Here is a 24,180-nt window from a genome sequence, read left to right on the forward strand (position 1 = left end):
CCTAGCTAGAAAAAAATATGCTTTTAACATGGTAGACTACTACCTATCAAAATTTGAAGAAAGGCTAAGAACTCCTTATGTTTTTGATATCTTCAAACAAAAAATCCCTTATGAAGATACATTTCTGCATATCTTCACAAGGGATTTCCCATAGTTTAATCTTCGTCTTTAACATCCATATCTTCTGGAATTGGTTCGTTCAATATTTCTTCCACTAATTGCTTATATTTCTCCATTTGTTCTAAATGCGTATTGAATTGTTCTTTATTTACTAAATATTGCTCTCCATCGAATAGCGCACGAATTTTCTTTTGCTGAATTAACTCTTCAATATACGATTTTGGTAAATTCAAATACTCCGCAGTCTCTTCTATTGTTATATACAATGCGTTCATTCCTTTATTATTTTTTCATCTATACTGTATCTTACTTTACTTTATTTTTGTAAACAAATAAAAAGATTTTGTAAATGCAGTTCAAAAGCAGGTAGATGCATTCCATATATTGTATAGTATTATATAGTAAGAATTTTTTAAATATAGAATGGTATTACCCATTTACACAAAGGAGAGTTAACATATGGCTACTCGTCACATCATTACAATGTTAGAAAAAACACTGCAAGTTGAAACAGAAAACACAATTTCTCATTTGAATGTATCTTTATCTGATCGTTTTCTTTCTCAAAGCACAGCAATACATGAAAACAATTGTTATCATACAATTGGTGAATGGTACAAAAATCATTTCTTATTCCAACAAGATGATTTCCTTTGGGCTAAATATGCCTTCTATGACGCATATTGTGAAGCCATCCAAAAACAAGGTCATCTTACAAAACGCGTCCGTCAAATATTAGAATCATTGGCTCGAAAACACGGAAAACAGTATATTGCTTCTATACTAAATATGCCATTTCCTAATAAACGCGCTAAAGGGACAGCGTAATTTAGCCATGTTCTGTGTAAGCAAAACATAGCTAAATTGTTTTCTAGGATGCTTTACCAATAAAATGTTCATATCATATGAACTGATGAAACCGGTGTCATTATAATGATAGAAAATATAGTAAACAGGAAAACCCCCACGTACATCTCTCATTCACTTGAATAGAGAAATACGTGGGGGTATACTTGTTCCTTATTATTTCATCATCTGCTTAATCAGTTCGCGATTTCTCTTCTTAAATACTTCATTATGAGAAGAAACCATTCCGTACTCACTTGCATCTGGTTGGATAAATTGTTTTGCTTTATTCACAGCATTTCCAGCATCTTGGAATGCACCTGCAATTAAGTGTAGTTTCCCTTCGTGCTTTAAAATATCTCCAGCAGCATATAATCCATCTACTGAAGACTCACTATTTGCATTACCTGCAATATAATAATTATCTATAATTGCAACGTCTAACTCACTATTTTCTAATAATGTAATGTCGCGTTCATATCCATGATTAATAATAACTTCATCAATAGGTAAATGAGAAACCTCACCTGTTTCATGATTTGTTAATTCTACATATTCGATCGCTTCATGATTATCACCGGCAATTAATTTTGTAATCGATGTATTAAAGAAACACTCCGCTGAGCTGTTCATAAGTTGTTTTACTTGTGCTTCATGACCAGATAATTCTTCTTTTCTATAAGTTACATACACTTTTTTCGCAATTGGTTCCAATTCATTTGCCCAATCAACAGCAGAATTGCCTCCACCGGAAATAATAACTGTTTTACCTTTGAAACGCTTTAAAGATTTAACTGTATAATTTAAATTCGATACTTCAAATCGCTCAGCACCTTCAATAGATAACTTTTGCGGTTTCAATATACCACTTCCTGTTGCGACGATAACTGTTTTTGAAAAGTGTTCTTCGCCAGTACTTGTTTTTAATGTAAAAGTACCATCTTGATTACGAATAATCGATTCTACTTTTGTATCTAATACAACTTCCGGCTTAAATGTTAACCCTTGCTGTACAAGTTGTTCAATTAACTTATCACCTGTAACTGGCAATAGTCCTCCTACATCCCAAATCATTTTTTCCGGATACACATGTATTTTTCCACCTAAATGTGGTTGAAATTCTATTATTTTCGTTCTCATTTCTCTGAGTCCACTATAAAAAGCTGAATAAAGCCCTGCAGGTCCTCCGCCTATCACGGTTACATCAAACAATTCTTCTCGATTCATTCGTGCTCACTCCTCAGCTATTAATCGTTGATTATCATTCTCAATAAAATATAACCTGTTTCCGCAAAATTTACAATCAAAATTACTATTGACAATACACCTATATAAAATTATATTATTTAAAGAATCAATAGTGATAATCATTATCATTTTGTTAATAATTAGCAAATTTGAGATTACATCTTCTTTCGTTAATATGGTTATTACTATATTATAAAATCTCATATTCAAGATTTTTAATAAATTATTTTGCATTACCACTACTATTTCAAAAAGATTGCAGTTAAACAAATTATTGTATACACATATCATCTATGTTAAAGGAGAAAGACGATGAAAAAGTTATTTATTTCACTAACAGTCCTTTTCGTTCTTGTTATGAGCGCTTGTAGCAATAGCTCTACAGACAAAAAGAACGATGCAAAAGGTAGCAAATCAGAAACAATTACATACCAATCTGAAGATGGTAAAAAAGTAGAAGTTCCTGCAAATCCAAAACGCGTTGTTGTATTATCATCATTCGCTGGTAACGTAATGTCATTAGGTGTAAATCTTGTTGGGGTAGATTCATGGTCTAAACAAAACCCACGTTTTGATAGCAAACTTAAAGATGTTGCTGAAGTATCTGATGAAAATGTTGAAAAAATCGCTGAACTAAATCCAGATTTAATCATCGGTTTATCAAATGTTAAAAATGTCGATAAGTTAAAGAAAATCGCGCCTACTGTAACATACACTTACGGAAAAGTTGATTACTTAACACAGCATTTAGAAATCGGTAAGTTATTAAATAAAGAAAAAGAAGCAAAAACTTGGGTTGATGACTTCAAGAAACGTGCACAAGAAGCTGGTAAAGAAATTAAAGTAAAAATCGGTGAAGATGCAACAGTTTCTGTTGTAGAAAACTTCAACAAACAGCTTTATGTATACGGCGAGAACTGGGGCCGTGGAACAGAAATCCTGTACCAAGAAATGAAATTAAAAATGCCTGAAAAAGTAAAAGAGAAAGCATTAAAAGAAGGTTACTACGCATTATCTACTGAGGTATTACCTGAATTTGCTGGTGATTACTTAATCGTAAGTAAAAACAAAGATACTGATAACTCATTCCAAGAGACAGAATCATATAAAAACATCCCAGCAGTAAAAAATAATCGCGTATATGAAGCAAACATGATGGAATTCTATTTCAATGATCCACTTACATTAGATTTCCAACTAGACTTCTTCAAGAAGAGCTTTCTTGGTAAATAATACAAACATGAGGAATTCTTAATTTAAGAATTCCTCTTCCTTTATTCTATGAACAGAAAAGATGTGAAACGAATGACAAAAGATCATGACAATCCACGTTCTATAGCTTTTACATACAAACTAATTTTAAGCTTAATTGCATTCTTTCTTATTTTTATGGTTGCAATGGTATTAGGTGCTGCAGATACTTCGATAAAAGATGTATGGTTAGCACTCACTTCCTCCGCTAAAGGAGACAAAATATCTATTATTCGAGAAATACGTTTACCACGTGAAGTTGCTGCTATTTTTGTAGGAGCTGGATTAGCCGTTTCTGGGGCAATTATGCAAGGATTAACACGAAATCCACTTGCGGATCCTGGATTATTAGGGCTATCTGGTGGAGCAAATGCTGCGCTTGCACTGACACTTGCTTTCAACCCTTCCATCAGCTATCTTTACTTAACATTAGCTTGCTTTATCGGTGCTGCAATTGGCGCAATTATGGTATTTGGAATTGGTATGGTGAAAAAAGGCGGCCTTTCTCCTCTTCGAATTGTATTAGCGGGCGCTGCAGTTTCAGCATTTCTACTCGCAATTTCAGAAGGAATCGGCATTTACTTTAAAATTTCACAAGATGTATCACTTTGGACTGCTGGGGGCGTAATTGGAACAACTTGGAGCCAATTAAAAATTATTATTCCGGTCATTTCAATTAGTATCTTTATCGCTATCTTACTAGCAAAAAAATTGACAGTTCTTAGTTTCAGTGAGGAAGTGGCTATTGGACTAGGTCAAAAAATTATTGTTATTAAAACTATTTTATTTATCATTATTATCTTACTTGCAGGTGCATCTGTAGCTCTTGTTGGAAATATGGCATTCATCGGCTTAATGGTACCTCACATGGTACGCCCAATTGTCGGTCCAGATTACCGATTTGTTATACCGATGTCAGCAATTGCTGGAGCATCCTTTATGCTACTTGCAGATACAATCGGACGTACTATTAACGCTCCATACGAAACACCAGTTGCGGCAATTGTCGCGATTGTAGGGTTACCATTCTTCCTATTCATTGTACGTAAAGGAGGAAAAACATTCTCATGATGCAATCTATTTTAAGAAAACAGCGTCTCATTATACTCGCTTTACTTATAGTAATCATCACAACCATTGTAGTTGGAATGGGACTTGGTTCAGCATCTTTATCTTATGATCGACTACTCCCAACATTAATGGGGCAAGGGACTTTTAAAGAGGAGTTTGTTTTATACTCTTTAAGACTACCTAGAATTGTCATTACATTATTAGCTGGTATGGCTCTCGCTTTATCAGGGGCTATTCTGCAAGGAATTACCCGAAATGATTTAGCTGAACCTGGTATTCTTGGTATTAACTCTGGGGCTGGTGTTGCTGTTGCTATTTTCTTTTTATACTTTCCAATAGACGTAGGTTCATTTCTTTACTTACTACCTGTCGTTGGATTTATTGGGGCATTTCTGACAGCTGTTCTAATTTACGTGTTTTCATATAGTAAATCAACTGGACTTCAACCAATACGATTAACATTAACTGGTATCGGTTTTGCATTTGCACTATCTGGAGCGATGATTGTCCTTATTTCATCCGCTGATCGTATGAAAGTGGACTTTATCTCAAAATGGATTGCCGGAAATATTTGGGGAGATGACTGGATTTTCGTTTTAGCAATGCTCCCATGGTTAATCGTATTCATTCCGTTTGTTTTCTATAAAGCAAATCGATTAAACATTTTAGCATTAAACGAACCAGTCGCAATTGGCGTTGGAATTGAAATTGAAAAAGAACGCAGGTACTTATTAGTTGCAGCCGTTGCACTTGCAGCCGCAGCTGTTTCCGTAACAGGAGGAATTAGCTTTATCGGATTAATGGCTCCTCATATCGCGAAATCTTTAGTAGGTCCAAGACATCAAATCTTCATGCCTATCGCCCTTTTAATCGGCGGATGGCTATTATTATTAGCAGATACAATCGGACGAAATATCGTTGATCCTAATGGCATTCCAGCAGGTATTGTCGTTGCTTTAATTGGGGCTCCTTACTTTATGTATTTGTTGCTTAAAAAAGCTTAAAAAACACCCTCAAGATTTCTTGAGGGTGTTTTTGTTTCATTCTACTGCTGCCCATACCCTTCAAACTTCTTCGCCAAATTCTCCATCTCATCTTCTGGCAATAGCTTTGGTTCCCCAATGCTTTTCGTTTGATAATAAATTTGAGCACAAAACTCAATCTCTTCTGCAACAGTAAACGCCATTTTTATATTATTTGCACCAGCAATTAAACCGTGATTTGCAAGTAAAACAGCACGGCGATCAATCATGCCTTCAAAAGCAGCCTCCGCTAATTGCTTCGTACCAAATGTTTCATACGGTGCACAGCGCACATTCGGTCCTGCGAAAGCAATTAAATACGATACAGCAGGAAGCTCCCATCCTAATGATGCAATCGTCTTCGCGTAAGGAGAGTGTGTATGCACAAGCGCATTTATATCTTCACGCTTCCTATAGTAAATAAGGTGCATATCTAATTCACTTGATGGTTTTCTCTCTCCTTCTACTACTTCACCATCTAGGTTTAATATAACTACATCTTCAGGCTTTGTTTCATAATACTCTAAACCACTTGGGCTAATCGCAACAAGACCTTGTTCACGATTAAAGATACTAATATTACCGCCCGTTCCCTTTGTTAAACCACTAGAAATCATTTTCTTTCCATACGCTACAATTTCTTCTCTTTCTTTTTGTAATAACATATACATCCCCCTAAGTATGAAGCTTATGATGACTGACTTTTACATTTATCTACTTATTGAAATAGCTTTTTTAAATTCTCCGTAAACGGTGCCTTTACAATCCCTTTTTCTGTAATAATCGCTGTTACATTTTCATGTGGAGTAACATCAAATGCTGGATTATATACTTTACTTTCTTTCGGAGCTGAATATTTTCCGAAGCGATTAATCACTTCAGAAGCATCTCTTTCTTCAATCGGAATTTCTTTTCCTGTCGATGTCTTTAAATCAATTGTCGGTGTTGGCGCTGCTACATAAAACGGAATGTTGTAGTACTTAGCTAAAATAGATACGCCTAACGTGCCAATTTTATTTGCTACATCACCATTTGCTGCCACACGATCACATCCAACAATTACCGCATCAATCTTCCCTTGTGACATGACCATAGCTGCCATATTATCTGTAATAACAGTAACGTCAATGCCTGCTCGCTGCAGTTCTAATGCTGTTAACGTTGAACCTTGTAATCTAGGGCGTGTTTCATCAGAATAGATTTTTAAGTCCCATCCTTTTTCTTTCGCTAAGTACATGGGAGCTGTCGCGGTACCATACTTAGTTGTCGCTAACGCACCAGCATTACAATGTGTTAATACTCCCATTCCATCATGGAATAATGTTAATGCATGTTCTCCAATTTGACGGTTAATTTCTTCATCTTCTCTATGAATCTCTTTTGCCTCTTCTAGTAATCTATTTTTCAGCTGTGAGATTGATAAATGAATATTATCTGTCGCTACACTTTCCATTCTTTCAAGTGCCCAAAATAAATTTACGGCAGTCGGTCTTGATGTCGCCAAGTATGTACATACCTTTCTTACTTCATCCATAAATCCTTCTTCCGTACTTTCAGCAAATTCCTTTATCCCTAAATACACTCCATAAGCAGCTGAAACACCAATCGCGGGTGCACCTCGTACTTTCATTACTTGAATCGCATCCCACACACTTTCAGCTGTTTTAAAAGATTCATAGACAATTTCATTTGGTAATAACGTTTGATCTAACAAAACTAAAGCATCATCTTTCCACTGAATTGGTATTAATTGCTCTTCCATCATATTCTCCCCTTACTTCGCGTAGTGCATTGACTGTTCTTTTAACGTTTCTACAAAACTTGTGCCCGTTCTATATTGATTCGCTCGTAAAATAAAACCCTTCGCTACTTGAAGACAAATTCGCTCCGCTCTAGCACGTGCTTCCTCATTCCCAATACAAGTAATATCTTTTACTTTCGCTAACCCAACAATACGGCGAATTAATTCCAGACCTGTCACTGCAGCTGTATCCTCTAATACAGATTGCAAATAGACTTCGCTAAAGCCTTCTTCCTTCGCCATAATCTCGGTCACATGAATATCCCAAGCACCTAAAAACTTCTGCTTAAATAAATCAATTACCTCTACCATCGTAGTTTGTAACCAATCCATATACGTATCTTTCTCAGCTCCAGGTGACATCGTTGCATCTGCATTCACCCAAGCAAACATTAAATTCGCCATTACATTCCCAACGTCATATCCCATAGGTCCATAAAAAGCAAACTCAGGATCAATAACCTTTGTAGAATCATCTCTTACAAAAACAGAACCAGTATGTAAATCACCATGAAGTAATGCCTGTGCATTCGTCATAAAAGAAAATTTACGTTTCGCTACTTCCATACGAAGCTCTTTATCACTATAAATATGTTCCCTAATCCATCCCTCATTTAACTGAAATAACTCATTACGCTTATTATGATTTGTAAATGGTTCTGAATATACGAGGTCCTCTGTAATCTCACATAATTCAGGATTTATATAATTCTTCACAAGTTCCTTCTTCTCTTTATGATTCATTACAACATCCGATGTTAATAAAAGTGTATTTACCATAAAAGTAGTTAAGTCGTCAGCAAGCCTCGGAAATATTTGATGATTTATAAGTGCTGTACGTAATATTGTGTGATCCGATAAATCTTCCATTACGCAACAATTCATCACACTATCAAATAAATACACCTTAGGAACAAGTCCAGGTGCTAACTCATCCTCTAACTGCAAAACATCTGATTCTATACGAATACGATTCGTCGACAACTTAAACTCATCTGAAATGCGAGCTGTATCCCCAGCTTGCTTTACGATGACAGACATGTTCTCTTTTTCATCCCAAACGCGGAACACATAATTTAAATTGCCATCACCTATTTCTTTACACTGTAACCCCTTTGCATGTTCAAACTTAGATAATTTCTCTTTCACATATGCAATCACATCGTTAGCTTCCATTAAAAAATACTTCATGAACTTAGACATGGTTTCCCCTCCACACTAATTGTAAGCGTTTTCTAAAAGCTATAAAAAATAATAGGATTAAATCTTTCATCCTAAAATATATGATCTTCTTTTGAAATGTATATCTAGGTTTTATTATATCTTGTTAGCACTTTGAGTCAATGTTTCTAACTATTATCGTAATATACTTCCTAATTATATATTTGAGATGACAAAAATTGTTCAAAAAATTTCCGATTCATTTTATTTTATTTATCACAAAATTCTTTGTAAAATAGAAGTAAGCAGTTCCTTTTCAAAACCACAACTTCTAAGAAATATCTCCTTCCTAAGAAATTAAACTTACACACTATCTCTAACATACACACTAAACTTTCAACTACTCATCTAAAATTTATAGACTTAAAATTACCTTTCCATTCCCTGTTAGTCTTAATTGAGAATAAATATTAATTAAATTGGTATAAAGTTGGTTTATTCTCTTGACAAAATAACCACTTCTATATGATAATTAATATCGAATTAGAATTATTATAGTTAATTAAAAAATATATTTTATGAGCACACTATTTTTTGATGCTCAAAACCAACATTTAGGAGGAATTTTAACATGTTATTAATCGGCACAGAAGTAAAACCGTTTAAAGCTAATGCTTACCATAATGGAGAATTTATCCAAGTTACTGACGAAAGTTTAAAAGGAAAATGGAGTGTAGTTTGTTTCTACCCAGCTGACTTCACATTCGTTTGCCCAACTGAACTTGAAGACTTACAAAACCAATACGCAACTCTAAAAGACTTAGGCGTTGAAGTATACTCTGTATCTACAGACACTCACTTCACTCACAAAGCATGGCATGATAGCTCAGAAACTATCGGCAAAATCGAGTACATCATGATTGGTGACCCAACTCGCACAATCACTACAAACTTCAACGTTTTAATGGAAGAAGAAGGTCTTGCTGCTCGTGGTACATTCATCATCGATCCAGACGGCGTTATCCAATCTATGGAAATCAATGCTGACGGTATCGGCCGTGACGCAAGCATTCTTGTTAACAAAATTAAAGCTGCTCAATACGTACGTAACAACCCAGGTGAAGTTTGCCCAGCTAAATGGCAAGAGGGTTCTGCAACACTTAAACCAAGCCTTGACCTTGTAGGCAAAATCTAAGGAGTTCGATCAAAATGATACTAGATGCAGATATAAAAACACAACTATCCCAATACCTTCAATTAATGGAGAACGATATTTTACTTAAAGTAAGCGCAGGAGACGATAACGTATCTAAAGATATGTTAGCTCTAGTAGACGAATTAGCTACTATGTCATCTAAGATTACAGTAGAAAAAGTTGAATTAGAGAGAACACCAAGCTTTAGCGTAAATCGCCCTGGTGAAAACACTGGTGTCGTATTCGCTGGTATTCCATTAGGACACGAATTTACATCATTAGTGTTAGCTTTACTACAAGTAAGTGGACGCGCTCCAAAAGTTGAACAAAAATTAATCGATCAAATTAAAAGCATTCAAGGCGAATATCATTTTGAATCTTATATCAGCCTAAGTTGTCATAACTGTCCTGATGTTGTACAAGCTCTTAACGTAATGAGCGTTCTTAACCCTGGTATTACACATACTATGATTGATGGCGCTGCATTCAAAGAGGAAGTAGAAAGCAAAGACATTATGGCAGTACCAACTGTTTACCTAAACGGCGAATCTTTCGGAAGCGGTCGTATGACACTTGAAGAAATTTTAGCTAAAATGGGTAACGGTCCAGATGCATCAGAGCTTTCTGATAAAGATCCATACGATGTTCTTGTTGTTGGTGGCGGCCCTGCTGGTGCAAGTGCAGCAATTTACGCAGCACGTAAAGGCATCCGCACTGGTATCGTTGCTGAGCGCTTCGGTGGTCAAGTAATGGATACTATGGGCATTGAGAACTTCATCAGCGTGAAAAAGACTGAAGGTCCTAAGCTAGTAGCAAGCCTTGAAGAGCACGTAAAAGAATACGACATCGATGTAATGAATCTACAACGTGCGAAACGTTTAGAGAAAAAAGAACTTATTGAAGTGGAACTTGAAAACGGCGCTATTCTGAAAAGTAAGAGCGTAATCGTTTCTACAGGTGCTCGCTGGCGTAATGTTGGCGTACCAGGTGAAGCTGAGTTCAAAAATAAAGGTGTAGCATATTGCCCACACTGTGACGGTCCATTATTCACTGGAAAAGACGTAGCAGTTATCGGCGGAGGTAACTCTGGTATTGAAGCAGCTATCGACTTAGCAGGTATCGTTAAGCACGTAACTGTTCTTGAATTCATGCCAGAATTAAAAGCTGATGCTGTATTACAAGAGCGTCTTAACAGCTTACCAAACGTAACTGTTCTGAAAAACGTTCAAACGAAAGAAATCACTGGTACTGATAAAGTAAACGGTATTTCTTACATCGATCGTGAAACTGAAGAAGTTCATCACGTTGAATTACAAGGTGTATTCGTACAAATCGGTCTTGTACCAAACACAGACTGGTTAGGCGAAACAGTTGAACGCGTTCGCGGTGAAATCGTAACAGACAAGCACGGCGCTACAAACTTACCAGGAGTGTTTGCTGCAGGTGACTGTACAAATAATCCGTACAAACAAATCATCATCTCTATGGGTTCAGGTGCAAACGCAGCTTTAGGTGCATTTGATTACTTAATCCGTAACTAATAAAAAAACAGGTGCCTTGGCACCTGTTTTTTTATTACCCTAATGTATAAACTAAAAACCTCTCATTCCCATTCTTCTCATAAGCACCTGGCAATCTAACTTCTTTCTTCAGCTCAAACGCAGTCTGATTTTCTAAGAAGAAAATATAGTCCTCAGAAGGATAATATAAAATAATATCCACTTCTCTCCCCGTTTCTTCTACTGAAAGCAAAATGTTATTTACTACATTCATAAACACTTGCACAGAAAATGGATTAAAGAAATAAAACCTATTATCATGTGGATCAATCTCATATTCCTGCGCTAAACAACATTGGAATTGAATTTTCCCCTTACTGTTTCGTGCCTTTCGTGCATAACGATCTCGATTATCCATCGCTTCTTTATAAAACTCTTCATTCATTTCAATTCCAACTGCTGAAGCACCACATTTATGATGCATATAAAAGTTTAATCGCCCTTTTCCGCACCCAAAGTCTACAATTCGGTCGCTACTTCGTATTTCATATTGATTCAATAACTCATCTAACCCGCTATACGGTGTCGGTTCATAGCGATGATAATGCATAGACTTGTTAAACCCTTTTTGCTCACCGACTGTTTTTATATGTAAAACTGCATCGTAATATTGTTCGTTCATTCGTTTTCTCCTATTAAAAAATGGTACTTATTATTATACACCATGTACTGGAGGCTCATTTTTCATCAAATTAATAGGTACGTGAAATTATATCAACGATTTTCTCAATATATCTATCATAACTTCAAATATATCAACGATTTTCCCAATATATCTATCATAACTCAAAATATATCAACGATTTTTCAAATATATCGATTTGCCGACAATTCACGACAAAAAAACAGGAGCTCTCTAGCCCCTGTCTTCTAACACTTTCAATACAGTTTGTTTCAATATTTCTACCCCATCCATAATACAACTATGATCAAACCTCATATACGGATGGTGTAATCCAGGTTGTAGGTCTGCTCCTAGTCCAAGCATGACAGCTTTTAAATGTGGTCTTTTCACTGTATAGTAATGGAAATCATCGCTTCCTGTCGTATAGAGAGGCCCTGTGCATCTCTCTTCCCCATACACTTCGAGAATACCTTTACGCATAAAGCGCTCTGCTTCTTCGGAAACCTCTGCTCCTGGTGCAAGATCCATCCATTCATATGAAGTTTTCGACCCCATCGATGCAGCTGATTCTATTACATGCTCAATCTTTTTCTTTAATTCTTCTAATAGTATATTACTCTCAGCTCTTACATCTAAACTGAAATGACCATTTCCCGGAATGATATTTAAATTATCACCACCTGCTTGGCATCTCGTCATTTTTACTGAATAGGAACTTTGCGGTGGCAGCCAAATATTTTTCAAACCGATATTAATCATGGAAATGACATCAATTGCATTCACACCTTGGTGTGGTCTTGCCCCGTGTGCATCCTCCCCATGAATCATACCCTCTAAAAATCCTGCTGCTCCATGGCGAATAGATGGGGCTGCTTGTTTCAAAGATAGTTCTTCAATTGGTCTTAGATGGACGCCAAATAAGAAATCAGCATCATCTACAGCACCTTTCTCCACCATCTTCAAAGCACCATTCCCCTTCTCTTCTGCCGGCTGAAAAATAAATCTAACCGTACCACTTTTCCATCTCATATTTTTCAATTGTAAAATAAGTCCCATTACAATGGTCATATGAGCATCATGGCCACATGAATGGTTCGCTTTAAATTCTCCATTTACTTCTTGCCAAAGTGCATCCATATCAGCACGAATCGCAATAACTGGATTCCCGCCTCCAATCTCAGCAATTACACCTGGACAATCATCAAATGTTCTATATGAAATTCCTTCTTCTTTTAAAAAGTCAGTAATATACGCTGTCGTTTCATATTCTTTCCAACTTACTTCAGGGTTTTCGTGTAAATGCTGAAAAATCTCCGTTAAGCGCTCTTGTAGTTCTAATGTTTTCAACGTTCCAGTCTCCTTCCCACATTACAAACGATTCGGGTTAATTATACTTATGAAAAACAGATGTTTTTATGAACATATTGAATTTTAAGAAAAAAGTCAATTATTTATTTTTAAATACTTAAAAAGCTTACTCTGCACTTATATTACAAACTAAACAAACAACTAGAACATTCCTTATTTTCTGTTTTTTATGTTGACGCTTACATAAACTTTTAGTTATCATAACCTAATAAACGTCTATTTTACGACAATTCTAAAAATACAAACAAACATACGTAACAAGGAGGAACTTTATGAAAAAAGAAATACCTTTTGGAATAGCGATTATCCCTATTATCATTACCGTTGCAGTTATGATGGTTACAATTGTTGTATTAAAACAAACTCCTCACGTTCCACTTATTATTGGTACAACCGTTGCTTCTATTGTCGCTTGGCGTTATGGTTACAAATGGAATGATCTTGAAGAAGCAATGTATAAAGGGATTCGTCTTGCATTACCTGCTATCGTCATTATTATTCTTGTTGGCTTAACAATTGGTGCTTGGATTGGCGGTGGAATCGTCGCAACGATGATTTATTACGGTTTAAAACTTTTAACTCCATCACTATTTTTAGTTTCCATTACCGTCATTTGTTCTATCGTTGCATTAGCAATTGGTAGCTCTTGGTCTACAATGGGAACAATTGGTGTTGCTGGAATGGGAATTGGCCTAAGTATGGGAATCCCAGCTCCAATGGTTGCTGGTGCCATTATTTCAGGCTCTTATTTTGGCGATAAAATGTCACCGCTTTCAGATACCACTAACTTAGCCGCAGGATTAACAAATACAGATTTATTCGCACACATTCGTCACATGTTATTTACTACAGTTCCAGGTTTAATTATTACTCTTATCGTCTACGCGGTCTTAGGAAGAAGCTTCGGCGCTAACAATATTGATGCGAAGAGTATCGATCAAACGTTACAAGTATTGCAACAAAACTTTGTTATCTCACCTTTCCTACTCATTATACCCGTAGTCGTTATGGTATTGGTCGCTAAAAAGGTCCCTGCTATACCAGCGATTCTCGTCGGTATTATTTTAGGATTTTTATCACAAGTCTTTATTCAAGGTGGTTCTGTCTCAGCATCTGTCGGTGCACTCCAAGCTGGATTTGTTATAGACACTGGAAACAAGCTAGTAGACGAACTATTTAACCGCGGTGGCTTAGATTCGATGATGAATACAGTCTCGATGACAATTGTCGCTATGACTTTCGGAGGAGTATTAGAACATACAGGTATTCTTCGCTCAATTGTAAATCAAATTTTAAAGTTAGCGAAATCAGCAAAAGGGCTTATCGCTTCTACTATCGCATCTTGTTTTGCAACAAACCTTACTTGCTCTGAACAATATATTTCAATTGTTGTCCCTTCAAGAATGTACGCAAATGCATACACGGAAAAAGGACTACATTCAAAAAACTTATCCAGAGCATTAGAAGATGGTGGAACATTAACTTCTGTCTTCGTTCCTTGGAATACGTGCGGTGTATTTATTCTCGCAACACTTGGCGTAGGTGCATTTGAATATGCTCCTTATGCTATTTTGAATTTCATCGTACCTATTATCTCAATCATTTATGGTATAACAGGCTTCACAATTGTAAAACTATCAGACATTGAAAAAGCAGAACTACTAAAGAAACAAAAAGCTCAACTAGAAGCTTAAAAATAGCGGTAAATTCAGTTCATATAGTGCGCGAGGTCGCCCTTGTTGATAGGGCATTTCCTCGCCGCAAATATGAGCATACCCGTAATCAACTAATTTCTTTAACAACCTTTCTGTCGATCTTCGAGTCACTTGTAAGTACTCAGAAAGATCAGCTGCTGTAAACTTCAATGACGGGTGCGATTGACTAAATTGAATGATTTTTGACAAGTTGGCCGGACTAAGCTTTGTTTCCTTCGCTATTTTCATTAGTTCCGGATTATCATTTTTCAAACTTTGTACTCTCTGTTCTTTCGGGAACGGACCAAACAAATCTTTATCACTTGTTAGTATATAAAAACAACGATTTATTGGATTGTTCTTTGCAAAACTTTGAGCGATTTTTGCATTTTGCTCCGCTTCTTTCACGGTTTTCCCATAACCAAATCCAATAGCTATCGTTTCTTCTACGCTCGCAAACAAGTTATCTATCGCATTTGTTTTAATAATTGATTCGATATCACCACGAGTTGTATACAAAATGCATGTCATTTCATCCACTTGTTTAAATGAACCACGTAGTTCTTTTGAAATGACATCTAGTTTTTCAAGCAAACTCGTTCGTAATTCTAAGGAAGAAATAATACAAGCACCAACAGTAGCTGAATAGCTTTTTGCTAACTCAGCTTTTATTTTTGCATCTTTTAGCCCATGTATAATGGATTGTGTTGGATCAATCATACGCTCTGAAGGAACACCTATTTTTTGAAGCTCGTCGTAAACAGCGTGAATACTAGTTAAAGCTAAATGAGCCTCTCCAGATTGATATTTAGCTACATGAAAATCGATAACTCTATTTATCTCATCTTTACTCCACAGTATATTTTCATAATCCAACACTTGCGGGCTTTCTTTTATACCGATATCATGGAACACATTTGTAATAAACGAGCGGTCTACTAAATCGATGGAAATGTTATGTGGTTGAATACTTTGATGATACATGATAGAAAGAATTGAAGATGCGACAGTTGTCTCGTCTTGCTGTAAGTATGTACTTGGAATTCGTAATTGTTCTCTTATTTCTTTTGCCATATAATAAGGTAAAGCACCTGAGAAAAAGATGACATCACAAGGCTTTAAACACTTTAATAGTTCAGAAGATTCCGCCGGATGAAGGTAAATATATGGATCAATTTCTATTCCTTCTAATTTTTGAGCAATAGGAAAAAGGTTCTCCATAAACTCCTTTGAACCGACAACTGCAATTTTTATCATCATTTTCTCTAACTCCTTATCATTAATTAACGACTATTTAACGTCAACTATATCAAATGTATAAAACTATTGTAAACAGGAAGGGGTCTCTATTCAATGAAAATTACAGCTATTCATCTTTACGCAATTCGTTTACCGCTTCGCAATCCGTTTGTTATTAGTTATGGCTCTTATTCTGATATGCCCTCTATTATCGTCAAAATGGAAACAGATGAAGGTATTATCGGTTACGGTGAAGGCGTTGCTGATGATCACGTCACAGGTGAATCATGGGAAAGTACTTTCTATACTTTAAAACATACGCTAACCCCTGCTCTAATCGGGCAAAATCCAATGAATATCGAAAAAATACACGACATGATGGACAATACAATTTACGGTGTTCCAACAGCGAAAGCCGCAATTGATATTGCTTGTTTTGATATAATGGGCAAAAAACTAAATCAACCTGTATATCAATTAATTGGCGGGCGCTACCATGAAGAATTCCCTGTCACTCATGTTTTAAGTATTGCCGATCCAGAAAACATGGCTGAAGAAGCTGCTTCTATGATTCAAAAAGGTTACCAATCTTTCAAAATGAAAGTTGGTACAAATGTAAAAGAAGATGTGAAACGTATTGAAGCTGTACGAGAACGTGTAGGAAATGACATCGCTATTCGCGTTGATGTAAACCAAGGCTGGAAAAATAGCGCAAACACATTAACAGCACTACGTTCATTAGGACATTTAAACATTGACTGGATTGAACAACCTGTTATCGCGGACGATATTGATGCCATGGCTCATATTCGTTCTAAAACAGACCTCCCGCTTATGATTGATGAAGGACTAAAAAGTTCTCGTGAAATGCGCCAAATTATTAAATTAGAAGCTGCTGATAAAGTAAATATAAAACTAATGAAATGCGGCGGCATATATCCCGCTGTAAAGCTCGCTCATCAAGCAGAAATGGCAGGCATTGAATGCCAAGTGGGATCAATGGTCGAATCATCTGTTGCCTCTTCCGCAGGATTCCATGTCGCTTTCGCAAAGAAAATCATTACGAGCGTAGAGCTAACAGGGCCATTAAAATTCACAAAAGACATCGGAAACTTACATTACGACGTACCATTCATTCGCTTAAACGAAAAGCCTGGACTCGGCATTGAAATAAACGAAGATACATTACAAGAACTCACCGTCTTTCAGGACATTGTACGCTAAAGGAGGACTAACGCATGACAGTTCTATACAAAGGAACATTAAAACAAAATAACAATCCATTTCACGTTACATTACTATCACTAGAGCACATCGAACAAATTTTATCACTACAAAACATCGTAGTTGAAGCACTAGAAGATAAAAGTCGTTTACAACCACTCTCACAAGAAGAATTTCAATACATTCTAGAAGGAAACGGCATGATGATCGGTGCTTTTATCGAAAACGAACTCATCGCATTTCGCGCTCTACTCGTCCCTCCTATCGACGATGAACATTTAGGGCTTGATATTGGTCTATCAGAAAGTGAACTGCACCGCGTCATCTATCAAGAAATCTCAAACGTTCATCCGAACTGCCGAGGAAATGGTATGCAAAAAATATTAGCAAACGTCATCATGGACGAATTGCAAAAAGAAGACAGCAAATATGATTACGTATGCTGCACCGTTGCTCCTTTTAACATCCCGAGTTTGAAGGATAAGTTTGCGCAAGGGATGGCGATTGCTGCGCTGAAGGAGAAGTATGGTGGTAATCTGCGGTATGTTTTTGTGAAGGAATTGCGCAGAGATAAGGAAAACGATTGGACAGATGTTCAAAGTATTCTAATGAGTGATGCTAGTGGACAGCAGGCTTTGCTTTCGCAGGGGTATCTTGGGTATGAGATGGAGAAAACAGCAGATACTTTCATTGTGAAGTTTGGGCGATAATCTATATACTCGAAAAGAGGAGATGTCTGCTGTGACCTCTTCTCTTTTCGATTTGTTGAACAATCCTGTGGTAAATGAAATTATATCAACGATTTTTCGAATATATCTATCATAACTTACAATATATCAACGATTTTTAAAATATATCTATCAAAACTCACAATATATCAACGATTCGACAAGAAATATCGATTTACAGACAAAAATCGATATCCCTTCCTAAACCGTCATCTTCCAACTAGATAACGCTAACCAATTCTCCATTTCTTTATAATCAGGCATTATCTTCCCGACAAGACGCCAAAAAGATCGATCATGATTTAAATGAACCATATGACACATTTCATGAACAACCACATAGTCAATTACTCGCTGTGGTGCCATTGCTAGCTTCCAATTGAATGTTAGTTGTAAATTCGAATCGCAAGTACCCCAAGTACGACTACTATCTGTAATACGAATAGAACGTGGTTTTGTTTTGAAATTACTTTGATGCGCTTTAATACTCTTCTCTACTAAAGATTTACACTGCTTATAGTAAAATCGTTTTAAAGCTTGTTGTATTTTCTCATCCTTAAGCTCTTTCACATAAATATGTAACTTATCCCCTTCAAAAATTGCATTGTCTTGCTCAATGCTTGCATCTTGGGAAATCTGTATCGGATACGTATTCCCTAAATACAAAAAGCCCTCTCCTTGATCATAATCCTTTTCCTGTGGTCCACGCGCTCGCTCCGCCATTTCCTTACGTGTTGTCTGAATCCAATCCCACTTTTCCTCTAGCAACTGAACTAAGTATTCAACAGGTGTCCCTTTCGGAGCCTGCACTTCCACATTTCCATACGAATCCACAAAAAGACGCACGGACTTTTTCTTCTTATAAGTTATATGAAAATTAATTGTCTCACCTAAATATGTATGTACCATTTCATCACCTGGCATAGTATTTTTACAAATAAAAAAGAGTAGGATACGAACGTCCTACTCTACCTATTATATCATTTACTGCTTTAACGAACTCATTATCCTCTATACTTTACACCTAATCCCTTAATGAAATTCCTTGCGTATCTATCGCCACACTCTTTGTAATTTTTATGGCCTTTCTTTCTTAATAGAGCGCCTAACTCTCCTTTTGTTACCGTAACGCCTACGCTATCTAATATATCAAGTACATCCTCACTCGTTAAAGATAGTGCGATTTTCATTTTCTTTAGAAGAAGGTTATTGGCACTCTCCTTGCTCTGTACAGGTGCAGGCTGCCCTGGTTTCGGATCTTGCTTTCCTCTTTTTAAAGTAATAAATCCATTTAAAAATGCCTCTAACATCATCATATCGCATGTTTTTACGTACTCATCTTCAGCTACCTCATCATTTTCAGCTTCATGCTGAGGAGCTCTCTTTATTTTTGTAAGCATATCAACTACGTCTTCTTTCGTTACTTCCATCCCGCCTAGTTTAAAGATTTCTACCATATCTATATCTTTTATATCTAAAGCGTATCGTACTCTTTTTAATATATCGTTGTTGCTCATTGCCATTGGGTTTCCTCCTGAAATGTTGATTATTTATTCAGCGGTTAAAGTTTATGCTATAACCTACTTTAAATTATCATGTTTAATCTAACCTTTTAATTATTGTCCGCTAAATTAATACTTTAACATTTTAAAGATATGTTTTATAGTCTTACCCGAACTTTTCTCTATCATTGTATCTACAGCGCTCTTACATGTTTTTTATATGCCTATAAAAAGATTTCTCTCTTAACATTAACTAAAAGAAAAAAAACAGTGTTTTGATTTCTCAAATACACTGTTCTTTTCCAGCTCTGCACTTATTTTCAACTCACTCATGTCATGCACTACATATGAAATGATTTAACTGCTTAAAAGTTAAACCGTCTCACTATCCTGAGCCACACCAACACTATCCTCAAACTTATCCAACAAAGCACGCACCTCATCAGTCGATTTCGTACTCATCAATTGATTTCTCAATTCAGCAGCTCCAGGGAAGCCTTTTACATAAATTTTGAAGAAGCGGTGAAGCCCTGTGATTGAGCGTGGCAGTACTTCTGCATATTGATCTTGAAGATCAAGTTGTAGTCTTAAAAGATCTAGGTGCTCTTTACTGCTATGCTCTCTTGGCTCTTTTTCAAAAGCAAATGGATTTTTGAAGATGCCTCGTCCGATCATTACGCCATCAATGCCGTATTTTTCAGCAAGTTCCAGCCCCATTTTACGATCAAGGATGTCTCCATTGATTGTTATTAACGTATTTGGTGCGATACGGTCACGTAATTTTTTAATTTCCGGAATTAGTTCCCAATGCGCATCTACTTGGCTCATTTCTTCTCTTGTACGTAAGTGAATAGAAAGGTTTGCAATATCTTGTTTGAAAATGTGCGTTAACCAATCTTCCCACTCGCTTAACTCTTTAAAGCCAAGTCGTGTTTTTACGCTGACAGGTAGTCCGCCCGCTTTTGCTGCTTGGATAAGTTCTGCCGCAACGTCTGGACGTAGAATAAGGCCACTACCTTTTCCTCTTGATGCAACGTTCGGTACTGGGCAACCCATGTTAATATCGATGCCTTTAAATCCTAGTTCTGCCATACCAATACTCATTTGACGGAAGTATTCGGGATTGTCTCCCCAAATATGTGCCACCATCGGCTGTTCGTCTTCTGTAAAAATTAAACGGCCACGTACACTTTTCATACCTTCTGGATGACAATAGCTATCCGAGTTTGTAAACTCTGTGAAGAATACGTCCGGACGACCTGCTTCACTTACTACGTGACGGAAAACAACGTCTGTCACATCTTCCATTGGTGCAAGTACGAAAAATGGTCGTGGTAATTCACGCCAAAAATTATCTATCATTTCAAATTCAAATCCTCTCACTATGAATACAATTTCAAAATCTCAATTTATAATTTGTGAAAATCAGCAATATTTATTTTAACTAAAATCGCTTATGAATGGTATTTTTGTAAACCAAAAAGCAGATGGTATAGATTTTCCTATATCAACTGCTTTCCTATTATACCAACTTAAGCCAAGCCACACACTCCACATGCGTCGTATGCGGGAACATATCAACAGGCTGTACTTCCTGTGTTTTATATCCGCCTTCTTCTAGTACTTTTAAATCACGTGCTAATGTTGCTGGGTTACACGATACGTATACGACGCGGTTTGGCTTCATGTCGATGATTGTGTTTAGTAATGCTTCGTCACAGCCTTTACGCGGTGGGTCTACGACCATTGTGTCGGCGATTACGCCTTCTTTGTACCATTTTGGAATAACTACTTCAGCTTCTCCTACGCCAAATTCAGCGTTTGTCATGTTGTTTAGTGCTGCGTTTCGGTTTGCGTCTTCGATTGCTTCTGGGACGATTTCAACGCCGTACACTTTTTTCGCTTTTTGCGCTAGGAATAACGAGATTGATCCGATGCCGCAATAGGCATCGATTACTGTTTCGTTACCATTTAATTTTGCGTATTCTAACGTTTTATCGTAAAGCACTTTCGTTTGCTCTGGGTTTACTTGATAGAATGAACGTGCTGAAATCGCAAATTTAATGTCACCGATAAAGTCATAAATGTATTCTGATCCGTACAGTACTGTCGTTTTGTCTCCGAAAATTACATTCGTACGCTTCGTATTTACGTTTTGAACAATTGATTTTACTTCTGGGAATTTCGCTGCAATTTCTTCAATAATTGCTTTTTTGTTCGGCAATTCTGCTGTACGCGTAATGAAGACAAGCATAATTTCCCCTGTTACTTGTCCGTAACGAGCCATTACGTGACGAAGTGTTCCTTTGTTACGCTCTTCGTTGTACGCAGTGATACCGTGCTTTTCACAAATACGTTTTACTTCTTGGATTAATGTATCGTTTTCTTCTGCCTGAATTAAGCATGATTCCATATTAATGATGTCATGCGTTCCTTGGCGATAAAAACCAGCTACAAGTCCGCCTTCACGTTCTCCGATTGGTACTTGTGCTTTATTACGGTATACCCACGGATTCTTCATGCCAAGTACAGGATGAACAGGAACATCAGCTAGTCCTCCGATACGCTGCATAACGTCACGTACTTGTTTTTCTTTCGCTTGTAATTGTCCTTCATAAGTTAAGTGCTGAAGCTGACAACCGCCGCACTGATTATATACTGGGCATTCAGCATCTTTACGATATGGACTTTCTGTATGAAGCTTCATTAAACGACCAAATGCGAAGTTTTTCTTCACTTTAATAATTTTAATTTGCGCTTCTTCACCTGGTAATCCGTTTTTAACGAAAATAGGATAGCCCTTTACTTTCGCAACACCGGCACCATCATGTGTTAAATCTTCAAATACTACATCTATAAACTCGTTTTTCTCAACTGGTGGCGTCATTTTAGTACTCATTTTCCGACCTCTCTTTTTCATAACACTGCGTTACATTTTATCATACTTATATGGTCTTTTTCTATTGGAAGAAAAAAAGCTATTGACGATACTTCTCTGTTAATGTTACGCTACTACTAATTTAATACGGACGATGTTACCTCATATATACTTGATAATATGGATCGAGAGTTTCTACCCGGCAACCTTAAATTGCTGGACTATGGGGAAAACTAATGAATATTAGCCTATGCGCAAAAAAGGACTCATATTGATTAGCTTTCTCTCATAGATGAAAGTGAATCCATATGGGTCTTTTTTTATTTTTATTTTTCTAAAAGGTCAGACATCTTACGTATGACATAAAACCTCATTCCTTTATTTTTAGTAATATAACGAGCGTTTTATGTACAAACTTTATACGAACTTCTGAAAGGGGCAACTACATGCAATATGTAATGAGCATTATCGGTATTATTGCCGTGTTAGGTTTATGTTTTGCTTTGTCAAACAACAAAAGTAAAATCAACTTCCGTGCAATTGCAATTATGATTGGTTTCCAAATTTTAATCGGTTGGTTTATGTTTGCTACAAAGATTGGTCAACAAATCATTATTTTCATTAGTAAAGTTTTCAACAAACTAATTAAACTTGGTACGACAGGTGTCGATTTTCTCTTTAATGGAATTCACAGAGATTTTGTCTTTTTCTTAAACGTATTATTAATTATCGTATTTTTCTCAGCACTACTTTCAATCTTTAGTTATTTAGGTGTTTTACCATTCATCGTTCGCGTTGTCGGCGGTGCTATTTCAAAAATTACTGGTTTACCACGTGTTGAGTCATTCCACGCAGTAAACTCTGTATTCTTCGGTTCAAGTGAAGCGTTAATCGTTATTAAAAACGATTTACAGCATTTCAATAAAAACCGTATGTTTATCATTTGTTGTTCTGCGATGAGCTCCGTTTCTGCTTCTGTTACAGCATCATACGTAATGATGTTAGATGCAAAATACGTACTGGCAGCTCTTCCGCTAAACTTATTCTCAAGCTTAATCGTTTGTTCGTTATTAACACCAGTTGATACGAAGAAAGAAGATGAAGTGATTCAGAAATTTGATAGAACTCTATTCGGAGACAGCTTTATCGGCGCAATGATTAACGGTGCGCTTGATGGTTTAAAAGTAGCTGGTATCGTTGCCGCATTAATGATCGCCTTTATCGGTGTGATGGAAGTTGTAAACTACGTAATTAGTGCAGCTTCAGGCGCAATGGGACATGCTGTTACTTTACAACAAATCTTCGGTTACGTACTTTCTCCATTCGCATTCTTAATGGGTATTCCAACTCAAGATATTATCCCAGCTGGTGGTATTATGGGTACGAAGATTGTTTTAAATGAGTTTGTAGCAATCCTTGATTTAAAAGACACAGCTACAACATTAGCTCCACGTACAGTTGGAATCGTTACAGTATTCTTAATTAGCTTCGCAAGTATTAGCCAAATTGGTGCAATCGTTGGTACAATCCGTGCCCTTTCTGAAAAGCAAGGAAGCGTTGTTTCTAAATTTGGTTGGAAAATGCTATTTGCATCAACACTTGCTTCTATTTTATCTGCGACAATCGCTGGATTGTTTATTTAATAAAA

22 protein-coding genes and 1 riboswitch are annotated in these 24,180 nt (G+C 36.5%); of the genes, 10 read left to right on the forward strand and 12 right to left on the reverse strand.

The genetic code is table 11. From position 1 onward, the window contains the following. Positions 1–155: 155 nt before the first annotated feature. Entirely contained in the window at positions 156–395 is a 240-nt protein-coding gene (locus tag IQ781_RS13620) for a helix-turn-helix domain-containing protein (RefSeq protein ID WP_002025240.1), read from the reverse strand. 184 nt (positions 396–579) lie between these two features. Here IQ781_RS13620 and IQ781_RS13625 point away from each other — a divergent pair, with 184 nt between their 5' ends. Beyond that, complete coding sequence (locus IQ781_RS13625; RefSeq protein ID WP_000235476.1) at positions 580–948, forward strand: hypothetical protein; 369 nt, start codon at positions 580–582, stop codon at positions 946–948. 195 nt (positions 949–1,143) lie between these two features. On the opposite strand, the gene IQ781_RS13630 is transcribed toward IQ781_RS13625, so the two are convergent. Further along, positions 1,144–2,193, reverse strand: a complete 1,050-nt coding sequence (locus IQ781_RS13630) for an NAD(P)/FAD-dependent oxidoreductase (RefSeq protein ID WP_001078299.1) — start codon at positions 2,191–2,193, stop codon at positions 1,144–1,146. A 333-nt stretch (positions 2,194–2,526) separates the two neighbouring features. On the opposite strand from IQ781_RS13630, the gene IQ781_RS13635 reads away from it, so the two are divergent. Genes IQ781_RS13635 through IQ781_RS13645 form a run of 3 tightly spaced genes read left to right on the forward strand, consistent with a single transcriptional unit; the run spans position 2,527 to position 5,540 of the window. Then, entirely contained in the window at positions 2,527–3,447 is a 921-nt protein-coding gene (locus IQ781_RS13635; RefSeq protein WP_139847031.1) for an iron-hydroxamate ABC transporter substrate-binding protein, read from the forward strand. 48 nt (positions 3,448–3,495) lie between these two features. Continuing rightward, a complete protein-coding gene (locus IQ781_RS13640) occupies positions 3,496–4,536 on the forward strand; it encodes a FecCD family ABC transporter permease (RefSeq protein WP_002025239.1) in 1,041 nt (346 codons plus the stop codon). After that, positions 4,533–5,540 (forward strand): FecCD family ABC transporter permease, encoded by a 1,008-nt coding sequence (locus IQ781_RS13645; RefSeq protein WP_000983751.1) that lies wholly within the window; start codon positions 4,533–4,535, stop codon positions 5,538–5,540. The genes IQ781_RS13640 and IQ781_RS13645 overlap by 4 nt, the downstream gene beginning before the upstream one ends. Positions 5,541–5,581: 41 nt before the next feature. On the opposite strand, the gene IQ781_RS13650 is transcribed toward IQ781_RS13645, so the two are convergent. Genes IQ781_RS13650 through mtnK form a run of 3 tightly spaced genes read right to left on the reverse strand, consistent with a single transcriptional unit; the run spans position 5,582 to position 8,562 of the window. Further along, the gene (locus tag IQ781_RS13650; RefSeq protein WP_000926557.1) at positions 5,582–6,223 is read right to left on the reverse strand and encodes an L-fuculose-phosphate aldolase; all 642 of its coding nucleotides are present in this window, start codon (positions 6,221–6,223) and stop codon (positions 5,582–5,584) included. A gap of 53 nt (positions 6,224–6,276) precedes the next feature. Further along, positions 6,277–7,323 (reverse strand): S-methyl-5-thioribose-1-phosphate isomerase, encoded by a 1,047-nt coding sequence (gene mtnA, locus IQ781_RS13655; RefSeq protein ID WP_002025237.1) that lies wholly within the window; start codon positions 7,321–7,323, stop codon positions 6,277–6,279. A gap of 9 nt (positions 7,324–7,332) precedes the next feature. Next, positions 7,333–8,562, reverse strand: a complete 1,230-nt coding sequence (mtnK, locus tag IQ781_RS13660) for an S-methyl-5-thioribose kinase (protein WP_050229082.1) — start codon at positions 8,560–8,562, stop codon at positions 7,333–7,335. Positions 8,563–9,151: 589 nt separating this feature from the next. Between mtnK and ahpC the strand changes: the two genes are divergently transcribed. Both ahpC and ahpF read left to right on the forward strand, forming a co-directional pair. After that, positions 9,152–9,715 carry an alkyl hydroperoxide reductase subunit C gene (ahpC, locus tag IQ781_RS13665; protein ID WP_000924420.1) on the forward strand — a complete coding sequence of 188 codons (564 nt, stop codon included), beginning with the start codon at positions 9,152–9,154 and terminating at the stop codon, positions 9,713–9,715. 14 nt (positions 9,716–9,729) lie between these two features. Continuing rightward, entirely contained in the window at positions 9,730–11,256 is a 1,527-nt protein-coding gene (gene ahpF, locus IQ781_RS13670; RefSeq protein WP_050229007.1) for an alkyl hydroperoxide reductase subunit F, read from the forward strand. Positions 11,257–11,290: 34 nt separating this feature from the next. On the opposite strand, the gene IQ781_RS13675 is transcribed toward ahpF, so the two are convergent. Together IQ781_RS13675 and IQ781_RS13680 are read right to left on the reverse strand one after the other, a co-directional pair. Then, positions 11,291–11,896 carry an SAM-dependent methyltransferase gene (locus IQ781_RS13675; protein ID WP_001005626.1) on the reverse strand — a complete coding sequence of 202 codons (606 nt, stop codon included), beginning with the start codon at positions 11,894–11,896 and terminating at the stop codon, positions 11,291–11,293. A 234-nt stretch (positions 11,897–12,130) separates the two neighbouring features. Continuing rightward, positions 12,131–13,246 carry a M20 peptidase aminoacylase family protein gene (locus tag IQ781_RS13680; RefSeq protein ID WP_000853516.1) on the reverse strand — a complete coding sequence of 372 codons (1,116 nt, stop codon included), beginning with the start codon at positions 13,244–13,246 and terminating at the stop codon, positions 12,131–12,133. Between the two features lie 293 nt (positions 13,247–13,539). Between IQ781_RS13680 and nhaC the strand changes: the two genes are divergently transcribed. Continuing rightward, the gene (nhaC, locus tag IQ781_RS13685; protein ID WP_000711525.1) at positions 13,540–14,961 is read left to right on the forward strand and encodes a Na+/H+ antiporter NhaC; all 1,422 of its coding nucleotides are present in this window, start codon (positions 13,540–13,542) and stop codon (positions 14,959–14,961) included. Here nhaC and IQ781_RS13690 read toward each other — a convergent pair. Then, the gene (locus tag IQ781_RS13690; protein WP_139847029.1) at positions 14,950–16,221 is read right to left on the reverse strand and encodes a transcriptional regulator; all 1,272 of its coding nucleotides are present in this window, start codon (positions 16,219–16,221) and stop codon (positions 14,950–14,952) included. The genes nhaC and IQ781_RS13690 overlap by 12 nt on opposite strands. A 93-nt stretch (positions 16,222–16,314) precedes the next feature. Here IQ781_RS13690 and IQ781_RS13695 point away from each other — a divergent pair, with 93 nt between their 5' ends. Continuing rightward, a complete protein-coding gene (locus IQ781_RS13695) occupies positions 16,315–17,424 on the forward strand; it encodes a mandelate racemase/muconate lactonizing enzyme family protein (protein WP_050292898.1) in 1,110 nt (369 codons plus the stop codon). A gap of 14 nt (positions 17,425–17,438) precedes the next feature. Beyond that, positions 17,439–18,134, forward strand: coding sequence for a GNAT family N-acetyltransferase (locus IQ781_RS13700; RefSeq protein ID WP_139847028.1), 696 nt, complete (start codon positions 17,439–17,441; stop codon positions 18,132–18,134). 219 nt (positions 18,135–18,353) lie between these two features. Here the strand turns inward: IQ781_RS13700 and IQ781_RS13705 are convergent, their stop codons facing one another. From IQ781_RS13705 to rlmD, 4 genes are all read right to left on the reverse strand, one after another. Next, entirely contained in the window at positions 18,354–19,061 is a 708-nt protein-coding gene (locus IQ781_RS13705) for a M48 family metallopeptidase (RefSeq protein WP_000233759.1), read from the reverse strand. Between the two features lie 95 nt (positions 19,062–19,156). Further along, positions 19,157–19,675: a YehS family protein gene (locus IQ781_RS13710; protein ID WP_001251702.1), complete on the reverse strand. Its 519-nt coding sequence runs from the start codon at positions 19,673–19,675 to the stop codon at positions 19,157–19,159. A 351-nt stretch (positions 19,676–20,026) separates the two neighbouring features. Further along, positions 20,027–21,016 carry a tRNA dihydrouridine synthase gene (locus IQ781_RS13715; protein ID WP_000566708.1) on the reverse strand — a complete coding sequence of 330 codons (990 nt, stop codon included), beginning with the start codon at positions 21,014–21,016 and terminating at the stop codon, positions 20,027–20,029. Positions 21,017–21,176: 160 nt separating this feature from the next. After that, positions 21,177–22,553, reverse strand: coding sequence for a 23S rRNA (uracil(1939)-C(5))-methyltransferase RlmD (gene rlmD, locus IQ781_RS13720; protein ID WP_000105019.1), 1,377 nt, complete (start codon positions 22,551–22,553; stop codon positions 21,177–21,179). Positions 22,554–22,674: 121 nt separating this feature from the next. After that, a riboswitch (purine riboswitch) is annotated at positions 22,675–22,776 on the forward strand. Between the two features lie 202 nt (positions 22,777–22,978). Here rlmD and IQ781_RS13725 point away from each other — a divergent pair. After that, positions 22,979–24,175, forward strand: a complete 1,197-nt coding sequence (locus tag IQ781_RS13725; RefSeq protein ID WP_001200484.1) for a NupC/NupG family nucleoside CNT transporter — start codon at positions 22,979–22,981, stop codon at positions 24,173–24,175. The last annotated feature ends 5 nt before the right edge of the window (positions 24,176–24,180 follow it).

This window comes from Bacillus sp. N447-1 (genome assembly GCF_022701035.1).
Classification (GTDB): Bacteria; Bacillota; Bacilli; order Bacillales; family Bacillaceae_G; genus Bacillus_A; species Bacillus_A cereus.

What these genes read in the sequence shown, in the direction of transcription:
- rlmD (WP_000105019.1), bottom strand. Translation starts at nt 22,553, where the DNA reads ATGAGTACTAAAATGACGCCACCAGTTGAGAAAAACGAGTTTATAGAT.
- IQ781_RS13710 (WP_001251702.1), bottom strand. Translation starts at nt 19,675, where the DNA reads ATGGCAATGAGCAACAACGATATATTAAAAAGAGTACGATACGCTTTA.
- IQ781_RS13620 (WP_002025240.1), bottom strand. Translation starts at nt 395, where the DNA reads ATGAACGCATTGTATATAACAATAGAAGAGACTGCGGAGTATTTGAAT.
- mtnK (WP_050229082.1), bottom strand. Translation starts at nt 8,562, where the DNA reads ATGTCTAAGTTCATGAAGTATTTTTTAATGGAAGCTAACGATGTGATT.
- IQ781_RS13700 (WP_139847028.1), top strand. Translation starts at nt 17,439, where the DNA reads ATGACAGTTCTATACAAAGGAACATTAAAACAAAATAACAATCCATTT.
- mtnA (WP_002025237.1), bottom strand. Translation starts at nt 7,323, where the DNA reads ATGATGGAAGAGCAATTAATACCAATTCAGTGGAAAGATGATGCTTTA.
- IQ781_RS13625 (WP_000235476.1), top strand. Translation starts at nt 580, where the DNA reads ATGGCTACTCGTCACATCATTACAATGTTAGAAAAAACACTGCAAGTT.
- IQ781_RS13690 (WP_139847029.1), bottom strand. Translation starts at nt 16,221, where the DNA reads ATGATGATAAAAATTGCAGTTGTCGGTTCAAAGGAGTTTATGGAGAAC.
- nhaC (WP_000711525.1), top strand. Translation starts at nt 13,540, where the DNA reads ATGAAAAAAGAAATACCTTTTGGAATAGCGATTATCCCTATTATCATT.
- IQ781_RS13640 (WP_002025239.1), top strand. Translation starts at nt 3,496, where the DNA reads ATGAACAGAAAAGATGTGAAACGAATGACAAAAGATCATGACAATCCA.
- IQ781_RS13630 (WP_001078299.1), bottom strand. Translation starts at nt 2,193, where the DNA reads ATGAATCGAGAAGAATTGTTTGATGTAACCGTGATAGGCGGAGGACCT.
- IQ781_RS13650 (WP_000926557.1), bottom strand. Translation starts at nt 6,223, where the DNA reads ATGTTATTACAAAAAGAAAGAGAAGAAATTGTAGCGTATGGAAAGAAA.
- IQ781_RS13725 (WP_001200484.1), top strand. Translation starts at nt 22,979, where the DNA reads ATGCAATATGTAATGAGCATTATCGGTATTATTGCCGTGTTAGGTTTA.
- IQ781_RS13635 (WP_139847031.1), top strand. Translation starts at nt 2,527, where the DNA reads ATGAAAAAGTTATTTATTTCACTAACAGTCCTTTTCGTTCTTGTTATG.
- ahpC (WP_000924420.1), top strand. Translation starts at nt 9,152, where the DNA reads ATGTTATTAATCGGCACAGAAGTAAAACCGTTTAAAGCTAATGCTTAC.
- IQ781_RS13705 (WP_000233759.1), bottom strand. Translation starts at nt 19,061, where the DNA reads ATGGTACATACATATTTAGGTGAGACAATTAATTTTCATATAACTTAT.
- IQ781_RS13645 (WP_000983751.1), top strand. Translation starts at nt 4,533, where the DNA reads ATGATGCAATCTATTTTAAGAAAACAGCGTCTCATTATACTCGCTTTA.
- IQ781_RS13675 (WP_001005626.1), bottom strand. Translation starts at nt 11,896, where the DNA reads ATGAACGAACAATATTACGATGCAGTTTTACATATAAAAACAGTCGGT.
- IQ781_RS13715 (WP_000566708.1), bottom strand. Translation starts at nt 21,016, where the DNA reads ATGATAGATAATTTTTGGCGTGAATTACCACGACCATTTTTCGTACTT.
- ahpF (WP_050229007.1), top strand. Translation starts at nt 9,730, where the DNA reads ATGATACTAGATGCAGATATAAAAACACAACTATCCCAATACCTTCAA.
- IQ781_RS13695 (WP_050292898.1), top strand. Translation starts at nt 16,315, where the DNA reads ATGAAAATTACAGCTATTCATCTTTACGCAATTCGTTTACCGCTTCGC.